The sequence below is a fragment of the Kitasatospora sp. NPDC057692 genome (genome assembly GCF_042799475.1).
Lineage (GTDB): Bacteria > Actinomycetota > Actinomycetes > Streptomycetales > Streptomycetaceae > Kitasatospora.
The window spans coordinates 1-18,667 of record NZ_JBHVIV010000056.1; the positions used below are offsets into that span (position 1 = coordinate 1).

At 76.9% G+C, this 18,667-nt stretch carries 14 protein-coding genes; 4 read left to right on the forward strand and 10 right to left on the reverse strand.

The features are described from left to right. Nucleotides 1–74: 74 nt before the first annotated feature. The 5 genes from ACFVFS_RS27275 to ACFVFS_RS27295 form a co-directional block, all read right to left on the reverse strand. Complete coding sequence (locus ACFVFS_RS27275) at nucleotides 75–1,037, reverse strand: hypothetical protein (RefSeq protein ID WP_380627349.1); 963 nt, start codon at nucleotides 1,035–1,037, stop codon at nucleotides 75–77. Between the two features lie 224 nt (nucleotides 1,038–1,261). Next, nucleotides 1,262–2,383: an N-acetylmuramoyl-L-alanine amidase gene (locus ACFVFS_RS27280; RefSeq protein WP_380627350.1), complete on the reverse strand. Its 1,122-nt coding sequence runs from the start codon at nucleotides 2,381–2,383 to the stop codon at nucleotides 1,262–1,264. Nucleotides 2,384–2,390: 7 nt separating this feature from the next. Next, entirely contained in the window at nucleotides 2,391–3,722 is a 1,332-nt protein-coding gene (locus tag ACFVFS_RS27285; RefSeq protein WP_380627351.1) for a hypothetical protein, read from the reverse strand. 210 nt (nucleotides 3,723–3,932) lie between these two features. After that, nucleotides 3,933–4,589 (reverse strand): class I SAM-dependent methyltransferase, encoded by a 657-nt coding sequence (locus ACFVFS_RS27290; protein WP_380627352.1) that lies wholly within the window; start codon nucleotides 4,587–4,589, stop codon nucleotides 3,933–3,935. A 467-nt stretch (nucleotides 4,590–5,056) separates the two neighbouring features. Then, nucleotides 5,057–6,433, reverse strand: a complete 1,377-nt coding sequence (locus tag ACFVFS_RS27295) for a M48 family metalloprotease (RefSeq protein ID WP_380627353.1) — start codon at nucleotides 6,431–6,433, stop codon at nucleotides 5,057–5,059. Between the two features lie 159 nt (nucleotides 6,434–6,592). On the opposite strand from ACFVFS_RS27295, the gene ACFVFS_RS27300 reads away from it, so the two are divergent. Then, nucleotides 6,593–7,690 carry an alcohol dehydrogenase catalytic domain-containing protein gene (locus ACFVFS_RS27300; RefSeq protein WP_380627354.1) on the forward strand — a complete coding sequence of 366 codons (1,098 nt, stop codon included), beginning with the start codon at nucleotides 6,593–6,595 and terminating at the stop codon, nucleotides 7,688–7,690. 64 nt (nucleotides 7,691–7,754) lie between these two features. Here the strand turns inward: ACFVFS_RS27300 and ACFVFS_RS27305 are convergent, their stop codons facing one another. The 4 genes from ACFVFS_RS27305 to ACFVFS_RS27320 form a co-directional block, all read right to left on the reverse strand. Next, on the reverse strand, nucleotides 7,755–7,928 hold the full coding sequence (locus ACFVFS_RS27305) for a hypothetical protein (RefSeq protein WP_380627355.1): 174 nt from the start codon (nucleotides 7,926–7,928) through the stop codon (nucleotides 7,755–7,757). Between the two features lie 399 nt (nucleotides 7,929–8,327). After that, a complete protein-coding gene (locus ACFVFS_RS27310) occupies nucleotides 8,328–8,471 on the reverse strand; it encodes a VenA family class IV lanthipeptide (RefSeq protein ID WP_153882823.1) in 144 nt (47 codons plus the stop codon). A gap of 172 nt (nucleotides 8,472–8,643) precedes the next feature. Then, a complete protein-coding gene (locus ACFVFS_RS27315) occupies nucleotides 8,644–10,659 on the reverse strand; it encodes an alpha/beta fold hydrolase (protein WP_380627356.1) in 2,016 nt (671 codons plus the stop codon). Continuing rightward, nucleotides 10,656–14,123 carry a lanthionine synthetase LanC family protein gene (locus tag ACFVFS_RS27320; protein WP_380627357.1) on the reverse strand — a complete coding sequence of 1,156 codons (3,468 nt, stop codon included), beginning with the start codon at nucleotides 14,121–14,123 and terminating at the stop codon, nucleotides 10,656–10,658. Before ACFVFS_RS27320 ends, ACFVFS_RS27315 begins: the two co-directional genes overlap by 4 nt. 707 nt (nucleotides 14,124–14,830) lie before the next feature. Between ACFVFS_RS27320 and ACFVFS_RS27325 the strand changes: the two genes are divergently transcribed. From ACFVFS_RS27325 to ACFVFS_RS27335, 3 genes are read left to right on the forward strand one after another with little or no spacing between them, the layout of a single operon-like run. Next, entirely contained in the window at nucleotides 14,831–15,667 is an 837-nt protein-coding gene (locus ACFVFS_RS27325; protein ID WP_380627358.1) for a Nif3-like dinuclear metal center hexameric protein, read from the forward strand. A gap of 23 nt (nucleotides 15,668–15,690) precedes the next feature. Then, nucleotides 15,691–16,434, forward strand: a complete 744-nt coding sequence (locus tag ACFVFS_RS27330) for a zinc ribbon domain-containing protein (RefSeq protein WP_380627359.1) — start codon at nucleotides 15,691–15,693, stop codon at nucleotides 16,432–16,434. A 4-nt stretch (nucleotides 16,435–16,438) separates the two neighbouring features. Further along, the gene (locus ACFVFS_RS27335) at nucleotides 16,439–17,608 is read left to right on the forward strand and encodes a bifunctional RNase H/acid phosphatase (RefSeq protein WP_380627360.1); all 1,170 of its coding nucleotides are present in this window, start codon (nucleotides 16,439–16,441) and stop codon (nucleotides 17,606–17,608) included. Between the two features lie 78 nt (nucleotides 17,609–17,686). On the opposite strand, the gene yaaA is transcribed toward ACFVFS_RS27335, so the two are convergent. Next, entirely contained in the window at nucleotides 17,687–18,472 is a 786-nt protein-coding gene (gene yaaA / locus ACFVFS_RS27340; protein WP_380627393.1) for a peroxide stress protein YaaA, read from the reverse strand. Nucleotides 18,473–18,667 lie beyond the last annotated feature (195 nt).

Sequence of the window (18,667 nt, forward strand, 5' to 3'; positions counted from 1 at the left end):
GGGGTGGGACCGGATCTCTCCGGTCCCACCCCTTCGCCGTCGGCGGCGCGGGCGGCGTGCCGCGCCCCGCGGGATCAGCCGCGCTGGATGCCCGAGGTGTCGGCCAGCAGGCCCTGGGTGCCGTCCTGCAGCTGGGCGACCAGCGCGGCGCCGCGCTGCTCGACGGCCAGGTACCAGGTGCCCGGAACGAGTTCGCCGACCGGCGCACCGACCGGGTTGTCCTTCGGGGCCAGCTGGCGCGGGGCCGGGACGGCGAACCAGAACGGCGCGAAGTCGGCGGCCTGCGCGGCCGCCTTCGGCTGCGCGGTCTGCTGGGCGGCGGCCTGGCGGGCGGCCTCGGCCTCGGCGGCCTGCGCGGCCGCGCTCTGCTGGGCGGCGACGTCCTGCGGCTGGCCCGGGGCGGGCTGGCCGCCCTGCGGGGCCGGGTAGCCGTAGCCCGAGGGCTGGCCGCCGAACGCGGGGGACGGCGCCTGGTTCGGGTCCTGGCCCGGGCCCGGGTAGCCGTAGTGGCCCTGCTGGCCGGGCTGACCGGCCTGGCCCGGGACGGGGTAGCCGCCGGCCGGGAAGGCGGCCGGGGCGGCCGGGCGGTCGGTGACCAGCGGCGTCTTGAGCACCGGGAGCAGCTGACCGCCGGCGGCGGCGCCGGCCAGCACGATCAGCGCGATGACGGCGAGCCAGGCGCCGATGCCGTGGTCGATGCCCTCCAGGCCGCCGCCGAGCGACCACAGCGCGGCCCAGAGCGCGGCCACCGAGAAGGCGATGCCCCACTGGTCCAGGCGCAGGCCGAGGATCTGGCGGTTCGCGGCCGCCTGGCCCTGGAAGCGCTGGACCAGGATCAGGGCCGCGGCGAGGATGCCGAGCAGGAAGACCGAGGGCAGGACGGGGAACAGGACGCTGTCCCAGGCGTTCGTCGAGGTGTCGCCGCAGTACTTGCCCTTGCAGTCGACGGTCCAGTACGGCAGGAAGGAGGCGATGAAGAGCAGGACGGCCGCACCTGCGACGGCGGCGTCTCCCTTGGTGAGAGCGCGCAGATTCACTAACGTTCCCCTCGTTGGTGTGTCGTGGTCGGCGGTTTTCGATGTCGGCGCTCGGCCGGTGTGCTGTCGGCGCCCGCCCGGTCGGCTGACCGGCCGGAAAACCCCGAACGGACCAGAAGCCTAGGGCCAACGCCCGCGCCGGTGCACGGCAGGGCACGGCAATGGGGCGAAGTCGTTGCAAACCGCGCGGTTCCGACCTCGGCCGCCGGGCTCCGGCGGTGCTCCTACCGGGTGGTCAGGAACGCCGTCAGCGCGTCGGCGATCCCCTGGGCGGCCTGTTGGCGCCACTGAGGATCCGTCATCCGGCGGGCGTCCGTCGGGTTGCGCATGTTACCGCACTCGATGAACACCTTGGGGACGGTCGATAGGTTCAGTCCGCCCAGGTCGGAGCGGGTGTCCAGGCCCTGGCTCGCGGTGTAGTCCGCGTACGGCTCGCCGGTCGCCGCCCGGAAGTTCTCGCGCAGCAGCAGGCCGAGCCGGCGCGAGGGGTCGACGATCGCCGAGGTGTCCGCCTTCCCGGCGACCACCTTGGCGGGCATGATCACGTGGAAGCCGCTGCCGCTCGCCGGGCCGCCGTCGCCGTGCACCGAGACCGCCGCGTCGGCGTGGGCGGTGTTGCCGGCCCGGGCGCGCTCGTCGATGCACGGTCCCCACGGGCGGTCGCCGTCGTGGACCAGCACCACGGTGGCGCCCCGGGCGGTGAGGATCGCGCGGGCCCGGCGGACCACGTCCAGGGAGTACTCGGCCTCGGTGTAGCCGGCGTTGGTGGCGGTGCCGGTGGCGTCGCACTCCTTGCGGGCGGTGCCGATGTCGACCTTGCGGTTGATCTCGGCGGTGTGGGCGGAGTTCCCGGTGTTGTGGCCCGGGTCGAGCACGACGGTGCGGCCGGTGAGGGCGGCGGCCGCGGGGGCGCCGGGGGCCGGGACGGGGAGCGCGGGGTCGGCGGGGGCGCCGGGGGCCGTCGTCCCGGGGGTGGCGGCGTCCGGGGTGCCGGTGCCCGGCGCGGCGGTGCCGGTGGCGGGGCCGGTGTTCGGGGTGACGGCGTTCGGGGCGGCGGTGTTCCGGCCCGCGGTGTTCGGTGCGGTGGGCGGTGGTGCGGCGTCGGGGGTGCCCTGGTCGGGGCTGCCGACGGCCTGCCAGCCGAGCCAGCCGGCCAGGCCGAGCGGGGCCAGCACTCCGACCACGGTCACGGTGCGCCGCAGCGCGGAGCGGCGGCGTGGGCGGGTGGACCGGGCGGCGGTGCCGGGCGGTGTCGTCCCGGGGGCGGCGGTGTCCCCGGGGAGCGCGGCGTCGATCGGGTCCATCGGTTCGACCGGCTCGGCCGGGTGGTGGGTGGTGCGAGTCACGGGTGGTTCAGATCCGGTCCTGGGTGCGGGCGGTGAGTCCGAACTGGTCGGCGATCGCCTTCCACTTCGCGACGAAGTCCTTCTTCGCCTGGGTGGCCTGCGGGTTGAGCTCGTCGGCGCGCTTCTTGTCGGCGGTGTTCGGGGCGGAGCCCGAGCAGCCCTGGGTGGCGACCGTCCGGGCCCAGCTCGCGTACGCCCGGTCGATGTCGGCGGACAGCTGCCAGGCGGACTTCAGTGACTGTACGGCGTCCGCGCCGCCCGGCAGGTCGGTGACACTCAGGGTGGCCAGCTTGGCGAGGAGCTGGTCGCGCTGCTTGGCGCCGTTGTCGAAGGTCTGCGCGGAGGCCTCGATCTCGGGCTTGGCCGGGCAGCTGTTCACCTTGGCGACCGCGTTGCCGATCGGGGACTTGGCGCTCTCGCCCTGGTTGAGCAGCTCGTCCAGGGCCTTGGCCTGGGTCTGCGCGTTGGGGCCGCCGGCGGCGCCGGTCGGGCCGGGGGTGGCGCTCGGTGCCGCGGTGTCGGACGCGCCCGGGGTCGGCGCACCGGCGGAACCGCCGGGGGCCGGGGCGGGCGGCGGGTTGCCGGACGCGCTCGCGCTGCCGGTGGCGGCGGTGGACGGGGTCGGGGTGGCGGCCTGGTCGCTGCTGGAGCCCTTGTCCCGGACCGCCCAGAGGATGCCGCCGCCGAGGGCGAGGACGAAGAGGAGGGCGAAGGCGATCAGCAGGGGCGCGCGCCTGCTGCCGGCGCCGCCGTCCTCGTCGTCGGGCTCCGCGTAGCCGGTCGGGTAGTCGTACGGGGGGTGGCCGGCGTGGCCCGGGTGGCCCGGATGACCGGGGTGGCCGGGGTGGGGGTAGGGGGGCGCCTGCTCGTAGCCGGGCCGGCCGTGGTCGCTCTGGCCGTAGTCGGTCTGACCGTAGCCGGGCTGGCCGTAGCCGGGCTGGCCGTACGGGGCCTGGCCGCCGTACCCCTGCGCGGGCGGGGGCGGGAACGCGGCCTGCTGCTGCGGGTGGTGGGGCGCGCCGTAGGGCGGGTCGGCGGCCGGGGCGGCCTGCGGGAACGCCGGGGCGGTCCGGGGCGGCAGCGAGCCGGGGGCGGCGGGCCGCGGCGGGACCGGCTGGGGGATGAGGGTCGTCGGGGCGTCGTCGGCGGGCGGTCCGGCCGGCGACCGCGGGGGGAGCGGCGGCGTGGCCGGGGGGCCGGCGGGAGCGGCCGGCGGTCCGGCGGGTGTCGCGGGAGCGGTGGGGGCGGAGGGCTGCTGGGGACCGCGCACCCAGCCGCCCGCACCGCCCCGGGCGGTCGGGTCCCAGACCGCCGGAGCGGTGTTCTGCTGGTCCGTCATCTGTGCTGGCCCCCACGGTCGGCCCGGGTGCTCCCGCCCGGATGTTCTGCTGGTGTCATGCGGCCGTGCCGCGATCGCGGGCGTCCGCGACCGCGCGCACACCGTACCGTTCGCGCCCCCCGCCCGGCTGCCCCGGCACGACGTTAGAGCATCCGTGGTCGACCGTGGGGAGGGTCGGCTCATTCCGGACACACCCCGGCGGGCCCGGGCTCAGCCGGCGGTGCGGCGGCGCAGGACGCGCAGCGAACCGGTCACCGAGACCTCCTCGAAGCCCTCGGCCAGCGCCCGCAGGTAGACCCGGTAGGGCGCCTGGCCGCCGTCGGCGGGGTCGGGGAAGACGTCGTGGACCACGAGCAGGCCCTCGGGCGCGAGGTGCGGCGCCCAGCCCTCGTAGTCGGCGGTCGCGTGCTCGTCGGTGTGGCCGCCGTCGATGAAGACCAGGGCGAGCCGGCCGCCCCACAGGGCCGCGATCTGCGGCGAGCGGCCGACCAGGGCGACCACGTGCTCCTCCAGCCCGGCCGCGTGCAGGGTGCGGCGGAACCGGGGGAGGGTGTCCATCCGGCCGACCTCGGGGTCGACCAGCGTCGGGTCGTGGTACTCCCAGCCGGGCTGCTGCTCCTCGGAGCCGCGGTGGTGGTCGACGGTCAGCGCCACGGTGCCGGCCTCCCGGGCGGCGGCGGCCAGCAGGATCGCGGAGCGGCCGCAGTAGGTGCCGATCTCCAGCACCGGCAGCCCGGTCCGGCGCGCGGCGGCGACGGCGGCGGCGTACAGCGCGAGGCCCTCGTCGACGGGCATGAACCCGGTCGCGCCCTCGAACGCGGCCAGCACCTCGGGCCGGGGGCGCGTGGTCTCCAGGAGGTCGGACATGGTGCTGCTCCTCGACGGGTGTTCCGGTGTTCCTGCTCGCCGTCGGACCCTACTCGACAGTACGCCCCACCCCGCCCCGTGCCCCCGCCCCCGGGGTGCGCCGTCCTCCCGCCCCGGCCCCCTTCTCCGGTCCCTCGCCCCCGGCCCGCCGCCTCACCCCGCCTCGCGCGCCCACCCCCGGGGGGACGCCGTCCGCCCGCCTCGGCCCCTTCCCCGGTCCCCTCGCGCCCCCCGTCCCCGGCCGACCCCGTTCCGCCCCGCGCCCCCGCCCCCGGGGTGCTCCGTCCTCCCGCCCCGACCGCTTCTCCCGTCCTGACCCCGCATCAGAATATGTAGGCCGGTCTAGATATTTGCCTCGTAATCAGTAGACCGGTCGACATATTCCTTCCGCGCAGCAGCCCGCTGCGAAGCAACCCGGAGTAGGAAGTCGGACCGGCCGACTTCCTACTCCGGGGCGGCACTCGTGTTCAGCCGGCGAGGAGGGTGCGGGCGATGCGGGTGCGGTGCGGGGCGAGTTCTGCGGTGATGGCGGCGGCCTCGGCCGGTGGGCACGTGACGGCTGCCGGGAGCGGCGCGTGCCGGGCGAGGAGCGCCAGTCGCAGGTGGGTCGGCGGGTGCGAGGCGTCCACGGTGTGGCCGTACCGCCGCGAGCGGCGGAGCAGCCGCTCGCGCTCCAGCGGCGGGATCGCGGCCAGGTGCTCGCGCAGCTGCGGCCAGAGGTCGGTGACGTCCGGCCCCGGAGCGGCCTCTCGTTGGCCGGACCGGGACCGCGACTGGGGCCGTGACTGGATCTCGGCGCGCAGTCGCATGGTCACCGTCCCGACCGCCGAACCGAGCAGCAGCGACCCCAGCATCGCGCGCGCCGCCTCGGTGGACGCGACCCGGGCGCCGAGCTCGTCGGCCCGGTACTCGGCCTGCTGCCCGGCGCGGGCCGTGAGCCGGTCGAGCAGCAGGTAGGCCCGGTAGGGCAGCCGGCTGACGAGGTACAGGAACGCGTTGCCCAGGTAGTCCCCGATCAGCGACAGCAGCGCGACCGCGCCGTACCCGCCCCGGGTCCGCTCGGCCGGCCGGGCGAGGTCGTACCAGTGCGCCAGTGCCCGCATCGCCGACCCGAGCCACAGGCCGCGCCGGTTGTCGCCGTTGACGTGGTGCGCGAACTCGTGCCCGAGCAGCGCGATCCGCTGCCGGTCGTCCAGCGCCTCCCAGAGCGGCAGGCCCAGCGTGAGCACCGACCGGCGGCGCAGGCCGACCACCGCCATGCTCGCGTTGAAGTCCTCGGTCACCCGGATCACCCCGACCGGCGGCGCCCCGAGTTCAGCGGCGACCCGGTCGGCCAGCCCGTACAGCGCGGGGGCCTCGGACCGGCCCAGCACGCCCGTGCCGCTCGGCACCCGGCCGAGCCGCGGACGGAGCAGGAAGGCGACGGCGAGGAGGAGGGCGCCCAGGCAGCGCAGCGGCGTGTTGCCGGTGACGAGCAGCCAGCCGGCCGCCCCCGCCACGGCGACGGTGACGGCGTGGACCGGCGCGGCGAGCGCCGAGGCGGCGAGCCAGTCCCGGCGGGTGGTGTCGGCGCGGCCGGCGGCGACCTCCTCGAACAGCCGCTCGGTCCGCTCGGCCGCCGCCCGTTCCCTGGCCAGCTCCTTCGCGGACTTGGCGCAGTCCTCGGCGGCCTCCTCGGCGGGGACGAGGTTCCACTCGCACGCCGGGCACCAGGCGGTGAACCGGGGATCGGGGTCGACCGGGCCGGCGCAGGCCGGGCAGGCGCGGGGGTGGTCGGAGGGGGCGGACGGCGACGCCGTCGGCGGCGCGGGGGAGGGGGGCGGCGGAGCGGCGGGGTTCGGCACGGCGGATGATCATGCCAGGCGTCGTGCCCGGGGGGAACCCTCGGATTTCGGTGCCTTCCCCGACCAGGGGACGCCAGTGGAACGTGTTCTACTCGGGCCTGGCGTGCCGTGCCAGAATCGCCCCGACCAGCGATCCGAGACGGACCCGGGAGCAGCCCCATGCGCGCAGCCATCCTGTACAAGACCGGTCAGGAGACGCTCGACGTCCGCGACGACGTCGAGACCGTGGGCTTCGGCCCCGGCAAGGTGCGGGTCCGGCTGCGCGCCGCCAGCCTGTGCCACTCCGACCTGTCGGCGATGAGCGGCGTCCTGCCCCAGCCCGCGCCGTTCGTCCCCGGGCACGAGGGCGCCGGGGACGTCGTCGAGGTCGGCGAGGGCGTGACGGACCTGGCCGTCGGTGACCGCGTCGTGCTCTGCTGGATGGCGCCCTGCGGCCGGTGCGCGCACTGCGAGCGCGGCCGCTCGCACCTGTGCGTGGCCAGCCTGCGGCGGCTCGGCACGCCCAACTTCCGCTTCGGCGCTGACAGTACCGCCGACGGCGGCGGCGAGGCCTCCGGCTTCTACGGCACCGGCACCTTCGCCGAGGAGGTCGTCGTCGAGCGCGACGCGGTGCTCCCGGTGCCCGCCGACCTCCCGTACGAACTGGCCGCGTTGATCGGCTGCGGCGTGACCACCGGCGTCGGCGCGGCCGTCCACACCGCGCAGGTCGAGCCGGGCGCGTCGGTCGCGGTGATCGGCGCCGGCGGCGTGGGCGTCGCGGCCGTGCAGGGCGCGCGGGTCTGCGGCGCGGGGCGGATCGCGGTGGTCGACCCGGTGGTCTCCCGCCGCGAGCGGGCGCTCGCCTTCGGCGCGACCGAGGCACTCGCCCCCGAGGAGCTCAAGGCGGTCGCGAAGGGCCTGCCGGGCGGCGGCTTCGACTACGTCTTCGAGGCGGTCGGCCGCTCGGCCACCGTCCGGGCCGGCTACGGCGCGGCCCGGCGCGGCGGCGCCGTCGTGGTGATCGGCGCCGGGGCGCAGGACGACCTCGCGAGCTTCGGCATGGGCGAGCTGTTCTTCAACGAGAAGCGCCTGCTGCCCTCGCTGTACGGCGGCGCGCCGCTGGCGCGCACCGTCGGTCTCGTGGTGGAGCTGTGGCGGGCCGGGCGGATCGACCTGGCGGGGATGATCACGCACCGGGTCGCGCTGGCGGACGTCAACGACGCGCTCGCGCAGATGCGCGGCGGCGAGGCGCTGCGGACGGTCGTGACGCCGGGTTGAGCGTCGCGGGACCGAACGCGGTGAGGCCCGCCGGACGCGCCGACGGGCCTCACCGCGCGGTTGATCAGCCCTGGCCGCCGGCGGCGGCGCGGTGACGGCCGTGCGGGTCGGCCTCGGGGCTGTCGTCGGCGGCGGACCGGCCGCGGTGGCGGCCGTGCAACGCGGTGTCCTCGGCCGTGGTCTCGTCGGCGTCGGTCCCGTGGACGGGTCCGGTGGTGTCGGTGAGGGTGTCGGACATCAGAATCGTCTTTTCCTTGCGAGGGTGCAGGTGTTTCGGCGCCCGGCCGGCACATCGCGGGCGCGGTCGGGGCGTGGCCGGTGGTCGCGGCCCGTGCCCCGGCCGCCACCTTAACCGCCGGGGCGGGCGAGATCCTATCGAGATCACGGCGGTCACCCGGGGAACGGCACGGCCCCCGACCACCCCGGACGTGCCGCCTGAGTCGCCGCCCCAGCCGTCGCCCCAGCCGTCGCCCCAGCCATCGCCCCAGCCGTCGTCGGAGCCGTCGCCGGAACGGCCCGCCGGTCGGGGCCGCAACAGCGGCCGGAACAGCGGCCGGAACGGCAAGGTGCCGCCTTCGCCTGTCCGGACAGGCGAAAACGGCACCTTCGCGCGTGCGCTACCGGCCGATCGCCACCACTAGCTGATGGTGAAGATCAGGCAGGTCAGGATGAGACAGGTGTACTGGCAGCCGCCGCCGTGGCCGGTCAGCTCGACGGACTCGGTCTCCGGCAGCTCCTGCAGGGCCGCGAGGTCGGTCTCGAAGTCCACCATGTTCTCCATGATCGGGTTCCTCCCCTTGACGGTCGCGCCCGCCGCGACCTGCGGAACGGGCGCAGGATGGTGCTCCCCGGGGCGGCTCGGTACGCCGCCGCGGGGTGGTCCCGGCCGCGCAGGGCCGGGCGGCCCGGGCCGTGCAGGCCCGGGAGTCCATGGGTTTCGCCGAAGCCGGGAGCTACCCGGGGCGCCCGGTGCGCAGGAACGCCGCGAGCAGCTCGTGCAGCACCGCGCCGCCCTCCTCGGCCAGCACCTCGTGCCCGGACCCCGCCGCCTCCACGTAGCGGAAGTCCGCCCCCTCCGTGCGCCCGATCCGCAGCAACTCGTGCCGCAGCGAACGCGATTGGCTCACCGGGACGACCTCGTCCCGGTCGCCGTGCACGATCAGCAGCGGTGCGTCGATCCGGTGCGCGAGCTGGAGCACGTCGCGCGGCCCCCGGGCGTCCGCGATCGGCTCGCCGCCGCCCAGCCGGGTGGTCAACGCCCGTACGGGGGAGGCGGCTTCGGCCAGGAGACGGGCGCCCGACAGGAACGGTGCGACCACCGCGCAGCGCGTCACGTGCCCGGCCGGCGCGTGCGCCGCCGCCAGCAGGGCGAGGAAGGCGCCGTAGCTGACCCCGAACAGGGCCGGCGGCTCCAGCCCGAGCGCGGCGCGCTGGCCGGCGACGGCCTCCAGCAGGTGCAGCACGTCGTCGAGGTCGGGACCTCCCCAGGCGCCCCGGATGGCCATCGCGTGCGCCAACCCGTAACCCGTGGAGCCGCGTTGGTTCGGCGCGAGCACGGCAAGGCCCTCGGCCGCCATCCGCTGCAGCGCCGGGTCGAACTCCAGTCGCCAGGCGTCGGCCGGGCCTCCGTGCAGCGCCAGCACCAGGTGCGGACTGCTCAGCCACGCCTCCCCGCCGTACACCACGGCTTCCAACGGTCCGGCAGGTCCCGCGAGTTCGAGGCTCTGGGCAGGATGCCAGCGACCTCCGTCGCCCGGCTCGGCGGATCCGTCGATCCGCCAACCGTCGGGCGGTGCGATGGAGTTGAAACGGCCGACGGCGCCGGGCCGCCAGGGCAGGACGGTGTCCCGCCACGGCCCGGGCAGGCCGGAGCCGAGCGGTGCCAGTTGCAGGGGGAGCGGTACCGGGACCGGGCCGGGCGCGGGGGCGGCCGGGCCGTGTGCCAGCAGCGCGTCCACGTCCAGGGTGGCGAGCGCGGCAGGGTGGTCGGGCGCCGAGTACGGCATCCGCAGCCCGCCCGCCGACCAGTGCCCCACCGCGCCGAGCCGTCCCGGCGGGACGGGCAGCGGGTCCAGCCGCCCGGCGGCCGGCCGCCACACGGCGAGCGAGCAGCCCGCGCCGTGGTCGATCTGGACGGCCACCCGGGTCCCGTCGGCGCCCGGCCGCATGGCCACCGGGCGCAGGAACATGCCCGCGACGTGCAGGGCTTCGGGGAACCGCAGCGGTTCGCCGCCGCCCAGCACGCCCCAGCCGATCCGGTCGGTACCGGGCGCGTCGCTGCGCACCAGCGCGAACCGGCTGTCCGGATCGAACAGCACCAGCCGGTCGTTGCTGCGCTCGCCGATCTCCAGCAGCGGAGTGACGGTGCCGCTGCGCAGGTCCAGCACCACGGTGCGGACCAGGCCGTCGCGTACCCGGTCGAGCGCCAGCAGCGCGCCGCCCCGGTCCAGCCAGACGCCGCCGCCGTGCAGGCCCGGGATCTCGGCGACCTGCTGCGGCGCGGAGCCGTCGGCCCGCACCAGCCAGACGGTGGTGGCGGGACGGGTGTCGCTGCCCAGGGCCAGGGCGACCGGCGCCCCGGGGCCGGACGGCGCACCCGCCGGGAGCGGCAGGAGGCGCAGGCCCGGCATCCTCAGGGTGGCCAACGGCCGCTCGGCGGTGACGGGTTGGCCGTCGGGATCGGCGCCGGGGCGGAGCGTTACCAGGTCGTGCCGTTCGCCGTCGTGCCGGCAGACCAGCACCGAACCGTCCGGCAGGGCGACGAGTTGCGAGCGGAAACTCTCGAAGCGGTTGCCCGGCAGGTGCAGCCCGGCCGGGACGGCGGGGCCGTCCGTCGGCAGGTGCCAACTCTCCACGTACCAGCCGCCGTCGGCCGCGGAGGCGAGGCAGGCGGCGTGGCCGCCGTCGGCGGCGAAGGCGAAACTGAGCCGGCGCAGCGCCCGGGTGATGGCGCGGGTGGCCACGTTCACGGCGTCACCGCCCCGGTCGACGGCCCGCCGTGGGGGAGCGGGTCCACCCAGAGCCGCGGACCGCCGTGCCGCAACCGCAGCAGGAAGGCCAGCGCACCCGCGGTTCCCGTGCCGTACGCGGGGGCGGACCCGGTGCCGGTCTCGTCGGGCAGCACCAGCAGGCCGTCGCGGAGGGCCGACCGGGCGGCGATGAGAGATGCCGACTCGGCGGCTTTGGAGAGGAATTCGGGATCCCCGGTGGCCTCGGCGAGGTCGAGCAGGAACTCGCCGTTCCCGGCCAGGCCGTGGCACGCGGTGGTGCCGCTGTGCCAGCGTCCGGCGGTCACCGCCCGGCCGGCGGCCAGGGCCAGCCGGCGCGCGTCGGGGTCGCCGGTCGCGCGCCAGAGCCGGAGGAGGAAGGTTCCGGCGCCGGAGGAGCCGCTGCACCAGTGCGCGAGCCGGACGTGTCCGGGGTCGTCGGCGCTCTGCGGCCACCAGGCGGCCGGGCCGGCGGGGGTCGGGCCCCCCGGGACCGGGTGGCTCGGGGCCGGGTCGAGGCGGGCGGTGACGGCGAGCGTGCGGCCCGCCGCGACGGCTCCGTCGAGCAGCGCGCGGTCGCCGGTGGCCCCGGCGGCGGCCAGCAGGAACGCGCCGACCCCCGCGACACCGTGCGCGAAGCCGAGGTGGGTGATTCCGGCAAGCGCCGAGTCGAAGTCCTGCGGCACCGGCCACACCGTGCCGTACGGAGCCTGCCGCGCGGCGGCCAGCAGGCCGTGGCCGCAGCGTGCGGCCCGGTCGAGGAACGCGGCCGGGTCGAGCGCCGCCTCGGCCGATTTCTCGGCCGCGAAACGGAGTTGGAGGAAGCCGGCACCGGCAGCGCCGTGGCAGACGTCCGGGTTGGGCCACTCGACGGCTATCCGGGCCGCCAACCCGGCCGCGCGGCCGGTCAGGGCGTGGTCGTCCAGCACCCGGGCGGCGTCCAGCAGCGCCCAGGCGGTGCCCGAGCGGCCGAAGTGCAGGCCGGGCAGGACCACCGGCTCGGCGGCGCACCGGCGCTCGATCCAGGTGGCGGCGGTCCGGGCGGTCGTCCGGGCGCTCTCCCGGACGTCCTCCGGCAGGCCGGTGGTCGCGGCCGCCCGGGCGAGCACCGCCAGCACCCCGGCCGCGCCGTGCTGCACATTGCACGGGTCCGACCGCTCGCCGGCCGGCACCACGGGCCAGAGCCGGTCGCGCCGCGACGGCGTGGCGGTGGCGGCGAGGTGCCGCAGCCCGTCGTGCAGCACCCGGTCGAGGACGGCCGCCTCGTGCTCGGCGCCCGGACCGTGTCCGCGCTCGCCGCCGGCGCGGGGCGTAGCGGCGGTCCGGCCCCGCTCCGGGGCCGCGTTTGCGGAGGCGGCGCCGGAGCGCAGGCGGCGCGCGGAGGACGGGCCGCCGTCCGGGGAGAGTTCCGCGGCGTTGGGGCTCGGCATCTGTCGGGCGTCCTCGGCGTGCGTGTCCCAGAACGAGGAGGGGGCGGCAGTGTCGCCATCGCGGTGAGGGACCGGGGCCACGGCGGGACGGTGCCCGCCGTCGGGGCTCGGCATCCACCGGACGGCACCAGGATGAGCGGCGCCCGTGTCCCAGAAGGAAACGGCGACCCCGCCTCTTCCACAGGGTGCCTCGATCGGCCCGTCCTCCCCGGCCCCCGGCGCCTCCGGCCACGGGTCGGGCGCTCCGGCCAGGGACGCCCGTACGCGGGCCGGGCTCCAGCGGTGGCGCGGGTCCTCGGCGCGGAGGCCGAGGACGGCCGGTGCGAGTCGGCGGGCGGTGCCGCCGCAGCGGGCGGCCAGGGTGAGCCAGCGGCCCAGCCGGTCGGCGACCGGGCGGGCCTGCGGAAGGTCCTCGGGCAGCAGCGGGTCGTGGCCGGTGGCAAGCAGGAAGAACAGCCCGCCGAGCGCGTACAGGTCCGCCTCCGGTTCCGCCGTGCGGACGCCGTCGCCGCTGCGGCCCGCCGCCAGCCCCGCGAACGGCCCGCCGACCCGTCGGCCCCGCGCCGCGGCGCCCTTCCCGGCGCTGCCGTCCCCGAAGCCGCCGTCCCCGAAGCCGCCGTCCCCGGTGGGGCCGCTCGGGGCGCCGCCGTCCTCGACGACCAGCGCGAGCCGCCCGGGGCCCTGCTCGGGGGCCCGGTAGCCGGGCGTGCCGGCCGAGCCGGCGCGGCTGCCGGCCTCGGCGGCCAGCTCCAGGTCGACCAGTCGCAGCGAGCCGTCCGGCTGCACGAGGACGTTGCCGGGGGAGAGGTCGCGCAGCACGAGGCCCTGCTCGTGGACCCGCTCGACGAGGTCGAGCAGGGCGTGGGCCATCGGTCCGGCCTCGGCCCAGTCGACGTCGGGGCTGCCGTCGCGGCGCAGCCGGGCCGCGACCCAGCTGCCCAGCGGCTGTCCGGCGATTCGTTCCTGCACGAGGAAGAGCGAGTCGTCCTGCTCGACGAGCTCGACCGGGCGCGGCGCCAGTTCCTGACCTTCCAGGCGGGCGAGCAGGGCGGCCTCGTGCCGCAGCGCGGCGCGCGCGTCCGTGCCGGCGCGGTCCACCTCGATGTGCGCGCGGGCCTGCTTGACCACGACCTCGGCGCCGCCGTCGGTGTCCCGGCCGAGGAAGACGCCGCCCTTGGCGCCGTGCCGGATCGCCCCGGTGACCACGTACCGACCGGCGAGCAGCACCCCGCCGCTGCCGCGCCGCCGGGGTACCGGCCGGCCCACACCCGGTCGGTACCCCGGCGCGGAGCCGTACCCGCTCCGTCCCCTCGGCACGTCCGAAGCGGCCGCCGAGGTCCCAGAAGCCCCCGATGCCCCCAAGGCCCCCGGGACCACCGAGGCCCCCGGCTCGTCGGCGGCCAGCGGGTCCCGCGCCCACGGCGGGCACCGGTACGCCGCGCCGCGCACGTCCTCCACCCGCTCGCCGCCCGGCCCGCGCAGCATCGACCGGTACCCGCCGTCGTTGCCCAGCTCGGCGCGGGCCGCGATCGCCCCGTACCGGTAGTGGACGAGGCTGCCCGGCCGGTACGGGCGGTCGGAGAGCACCACCGGACCGGGCAGCCCGTCGGTGGCCCGGTGCAGCGCGGCGGCCAGCCGCCGGAACTGCGGTTCGCCGGCGGGGTAGACGGTGATGAACTTCCCGGCGGAACCCCGGTCGCTGTTGCGCGAGTTGAGCTGGTGGAGCTGCGTCGGCCCGGCGGCGAACTTGAACGCGCACGGGTCCTCGGCGAGCACCTCGGTGACGGCCGCGAGCACCGCGCCGCCGACCGCCGAGGCGGCGCTGACGTGGAGCTTCCAGCCCTCGTCGGGCAGCTCGCCCGCGGACGGCCTGGCCGTGCACCAGAAGCCCTCGACGGTGACCCGCCAACCGACCTGCCCGTCGGTCCGCGCGCCTCCGTCGCCTCCCCGGCCCCCGTCGCCTCCGCCTCCGCCGCCTCCCCGGCCGCCGGCGGCGGCCAGCGCCGTCCGCGTCATCTCCGGCCACCGGCCGGCCGCATCCGGCCCGTGGCCCGCCGAGTCCGTCCCCCCGGCCGCACGCAGCGATGTGCCCGCCCCCATTCGCCACCACATCCCTTCGTCTGGGGCCGGCGTGCCCCTCCGGTGCCCACTGCTCCGGCACCGGGGCGCGCGGCCACGGCCTGAAATCGGTTCCTCGGATGTGCGCGGGTGCGCTGCCCGGCGGCCGCCGACACCCGTCGGCACCGCCCCCGCCGCGTCCGCCGCGGGCCCGGTCCGTCCTGCTCGCCTGGGCCCGTACGTCCGGCGGAGCGCCTCCCCGACCCCCTGGTCGGGCAACTCCCGTTCGCAGAAGTGAAGTTACTTTCGGTAGCGAGGGATGCTCAATCCGAAGCCGGTCACTTCACTCGTAAGGGTGATCCGGGTGCCGTTTCGAATTCGTGCGAACGGGCCGGTGTGCGCGGCGCACGCCCCGTCGCCCGGCGCGAACCGCCCCCGCGCGCCGGTCGAACGGGGCCGCGCCGACCGCCCGCGCCCGCCGAACCGCGGGTTGACGCGCATCCGTGCGCCCCGACCGCCGCTGCGCACCGCCCCGACCGCGGCTGCGGTCCGCCCCGACCGCCGCTGCGGTCCGCCCCGACCGCAGCGGTGCACCGCCCCCGGGCGAGCGCGGTGAGGGGAGCCGGGAGGACCGCCGCCACCCGCGCGCACGGTAGTCTCGACAGGTGCCGAAACTGTCCGACGTCATCACCGCCCTCGAAGAGCTGTACCCGCCGCAGTGGGCGGAGTCCTGGGACGCCGTCGGCCTGGTCTGCGGAGACCCTCAGGCCGAGGTCCGCCGCGTGCTGTTCGCCGTCGACCCCGTGCAGGCGGTCGTCGACGAGGCCGTCGCGTGGGGGGCCGACCTGGTGGTCACCCACCACCCGCTGTACCTGCGCGGCACCACCACCGTCGCCGCGACCACCTTCAAGGGCCGCGTCGTGCACACCCTGATCCGCAACGGGATCGCCCTGCACGTGGCCCACACCAACGCCGACCACGCCGACCCGGGCGTCTCGGACGCGCTCGCCGAGGCGGTCGGCGTGACCGTCACCGGCCCGCTCGTCCCGGACCCGACCGACCCGCTGGGCCGGCGCGGCACCGGGCGGGTCGGCCTGCTGGAGCCCCCGCTGACCCTCGCCGCGTTCGCCGCGAACGTCGCCAGGGGGCTCCCGGCCACCGCCGCCGGCGTGCGGATCTCCGGTGACCCGAACCGCCTGGTCAGCCGGGTCGCGGTGTGCGGCGGCTCCGGCGACAGCCTGTTCGCCGAGGTGCGCGCGGCGGGCGTGGACGCCTACCTGACCGCCGACCTGCGCCACCACCCGGCCTCCGAGGCCGCCGAGGCGGCGCCGGTCGCCCTGGTCGACGCCGCGCACTGGGCCACCGAGTGGCCCTGGCTGCCGCTGGCCGAGCGGGCGCTGCACGGCGCCGCCGAGACGCACGGCTGGACCGTGGAGACCCGGGTCTCCGGAACGGTCACCGACCCGTGGACCGCGCACGCCCCCATGTCCTTCCCCGCCTGACCCGATTCACAGGAGCTCTCCGCTTGAACGCCGCGCCCGCCGACCAGATCCGCCTGCTCGACCTCCAGGCCATCGACTCCAAGCTCGACCAGCTGGCCCACCGGCGGCGCAGCCTGCCCGAGCACGCCGAGATCGACAAGGTCAACGCCGACCACACCGCCCTCAAGGACCTGGTGGTCGCCGCTCAGGCCCAGCACGGCGACACCACCCGTGAGCTGACCAAGGCCGAGCAGGACGTGGAGCAGGTCCGCGCCCGGGCCGCCCGCAACCAGCAGCGCCTGGACTCCGGCGCGGTCTCCTCGCCGAAGGACCTGGAGAACCTCCAGCACGAGATCGGCTCGCTGGCCAAGCGCCAGGGTGACCTGGAGGAGGTCGTGCTGGAGGTCATGGAGCGGCTGGAGTCCGCCGAGACCCGGGTCTCCGAGCTGACCGCGCGCCTGGAGCACTCCACCGTCGTGCTGACCGAGGCCGAGGGCCGCCGCGACGCCGCGTTCGCCGAGATCGACGCCGAGGCGGAGAAGGTCAAGCGCGACCGCGAGGCCGTCGCCGCCGTCATCCCGGCCGACCTCATGAAGGTCTACAGCAAGCTGCGCGAGACCCAGGGCGGCGTCGGCGCGGCCCGGCTCTACCAGCGCCGCTGCGAGGGCTGCCGCACCGAGTTCTCGATCACCGAGCTCAACTCCATCAAGGCCGAGCCGGCCGACAAGGTCGTCCGCTGCGAGAACTGCTCGCGGATCCTGGTCCGGACCGCCGACTCCGGCGTCTGATCCGGTGGCGGCGCGCAGGTTCGTCGTCGAGGCGGACGGCGGGTCCCGGGGCAACCCGGGACCGGCCGGCTACGGCGCGGTGGTCCGCGACGGCGACACCGGGCAGCTCCTCGCCGAGGCGGCCGAGTTCATCGGGCACGCGACCAACAACGTGGCCGAGTACAAGGGGCTGATCGCCGGGCTGCGCGCGGCCCGGGAGCTCGACCCGGACGCCTCGGTGGACGTGCGGATGGACTCCAAGCTGGTCGTGGAGCAGATGTCCGGCCGCTGGAAGATCAAGCACCCGGACATGCAGCCGCTCGCCGCCGAGGCCCGTGAGGTCTTCCCGCGCGGGCGGGTCCGGTACAGCTGGATCCCGCGCGAGCAGAACAAGGACGCCGACCGGCTCGCCAACGAGGCGATGGACGCGGGCAAGGCCGGCCGCCAGTGGGAGCCCAGGCCCGCCGCCGGGTCCGCGGGTGCCGTCACGTCCGCGGCGGCTGCGGCCGGGGGGCCGGAGCCGCTGGAGACCGTCGCGCCCAAGGCGGGCTGGGCGGCCCCGGCGGACCTCGGCACCCCGACCACCTTCGTCCTGCTCCGGCACGGCGAGACGCACCTCACCCCGGAGAAGCGGTTCTCCGGCAGCGGCGGCACCGACCCGGAGCTCTCCGAGAAGGGCCGCTGGCAGGCCGACCGGGCCGCCGAGGCGCTCGCCGCGCGGGGCTCGATCCAGGCCGTGGTCGCCTCGCCTATGCGGCGCACCCGGCAGACCGCGGAGGCCGTCGCCGCCCGGCTGGGCCTGGAGGTCCGGTACGAGGAGGGCCTGCGGGAGGTCGACTTCGGGGCCTGGGAGGGGCTGACCTTCGCCGAGGCGCGGGAGCGCTACCCGGACGACCTCACCGCCTGGCTCGGCTCCACCAAGGCCCGGCCGACCGGGGGCGGCGAGAGCTTCGCCACCCTCACCCACCGGGTCGGGGTGGCCCGGGACAAGATCCTCGCCCGCCACCCCGGCAAGACCGTGCTGGTGGTCTCGCACGTCAGCCCGATCAAGACGCTGGTCCGGCTGGCGCTCGGCGCCCCGCCGGACTCGCTGTACCGGATGGAGCTGTCCGCCGCCTCGTTCTGCGCCGTCCAGTACTACACGGACGGCAACGCCTCGCTGCGGCTGCTCAACGACACCGGGCACCTGCGCTGAGAAACGCCGGGGGCCGGGGGCCGGTCGGACGATCCGACCGGCCCCCGGCGCGCACCGTGCGCCCGGTGCGCCGTGCGCTCAGTGCACCTCGGTGACCACCACGTCCAGCTGCCACGGCTTGCGCGCGGTGCCCTCCGCGGCGACCTCCACCCGGTGGCCCAGCCCGGTCAGCGCGTCCAACAGCTCGCCGGGGGTCTTCGGCTCGGCGCCCGCCACCAGCAGGTCGCGGACCAGCCGGCCCTTGGTGGCCTTGTTGAAGTGGCTGACGACGGTCCGCCGGCCGTCCCGCTCCTGGAGCACCCGCACGGTGGCCGTCCGGGAGACCACCTCGCCGGCCGGCTTCCACGCCGCCGCGTAGGCGGAGGAGCGCAGGTCCAGCACCAGGCCGTCGGCGGCCTCCGGCAGCACGTCCGCCATCGCGCGCCGCCAGTACGCGCCGAGCGCCCCCGGGCCGGGAAGTTTCACACCCATCGAGCAGCGGTAGGGCGGGATCCGGTCACCGATCCGCACCGCGCCCCAGAGCCCGGAGAAGACCAGCAGGCTCCGCTCGGCCCGGCCGTACGCGGCCTCGTCCAGCGTCGCCAGCCCGAGGTTGTCGAACAGCACGCCCGTGTACACCTGCCCGGTCGGCAGCGCCCCCGCGGTCGGCAGCGACGCGTTGCGCGCGACCTCGCCGCGCAGCCCCGGGCTCAGGCCCAGCACCTCGGCGGCGACGTCCTCGTCCCCGCGGCAGAGCGAGACCAGCGCCTCCAGCACCTCCGCCCGGGCCGCCGTCAGGCCGGCCAGCGACAGGCCGTCGAGCGCCACCGGCGTACCGTCCCCGGACGCGGCCTTCCCCTCCGAGGGCGGCAACAGCACCAGCACGACGGACTCCTCCACACTCCACACCCACGGACCCCGCCACCCTACGCAACCGGCCCCCGCCCCGGAAAACAGCCGGCTCCCACCAACCTGCCGCCCCCCGCCCCCGCCGCACCGCCGCACCGGCCACCGCCCCGCCGCCGACCTGAGCGGGACCCGAGAACCGAGGAGCGTGCCGACGCCCCGGGGGGCGCCGAG

Coding starts and splice junctions, on each gene's coding strand:
- ACFVFS_RS27285 (WP_380627351.1), bottom strand. CDS start 3,722: ATGACGGACCAGCAGAACACCGCTCCGGCGGTCTGGGACCCGACCGCC.
- ACFVFS_RS27290 (WP_380627352.1), bottom strand. CDS start 4,589: ATGTCCGACCTCCTGGAGACCACGCGCCCCCGGCCCGAGGTGCTGGCC.
- ACFVFS_RS27300 (WP_380627354.1), top strand. CDS start 6,593: ATGCGCGCAGCCATCCTGTACAAGACCGGTCAGGAGACGCTCGACGTC.
- ACFVFS_RS27305 (WP_380627355.1), bottom strand. CDS start 7,928: ATGTCCGACACCCTCACCGACACCACCGGACCCGTCCACGGGACCGAC.
- ACFVFS_RS27310 (WP_153882823.1), bottom strand. CDS start 8,471: ATGGAGAACATGGTGGACTTCGAGACCGACCTCGCGGCCCTGCAGGAG.
- ACFVFS_RS27320 (WP_380627357.1), bottom strand. CDS start 14,123: ATGACGCGGACGGCGCTGGCCGCCGCCGGCGGCCGGGGAGGCGGCGGA.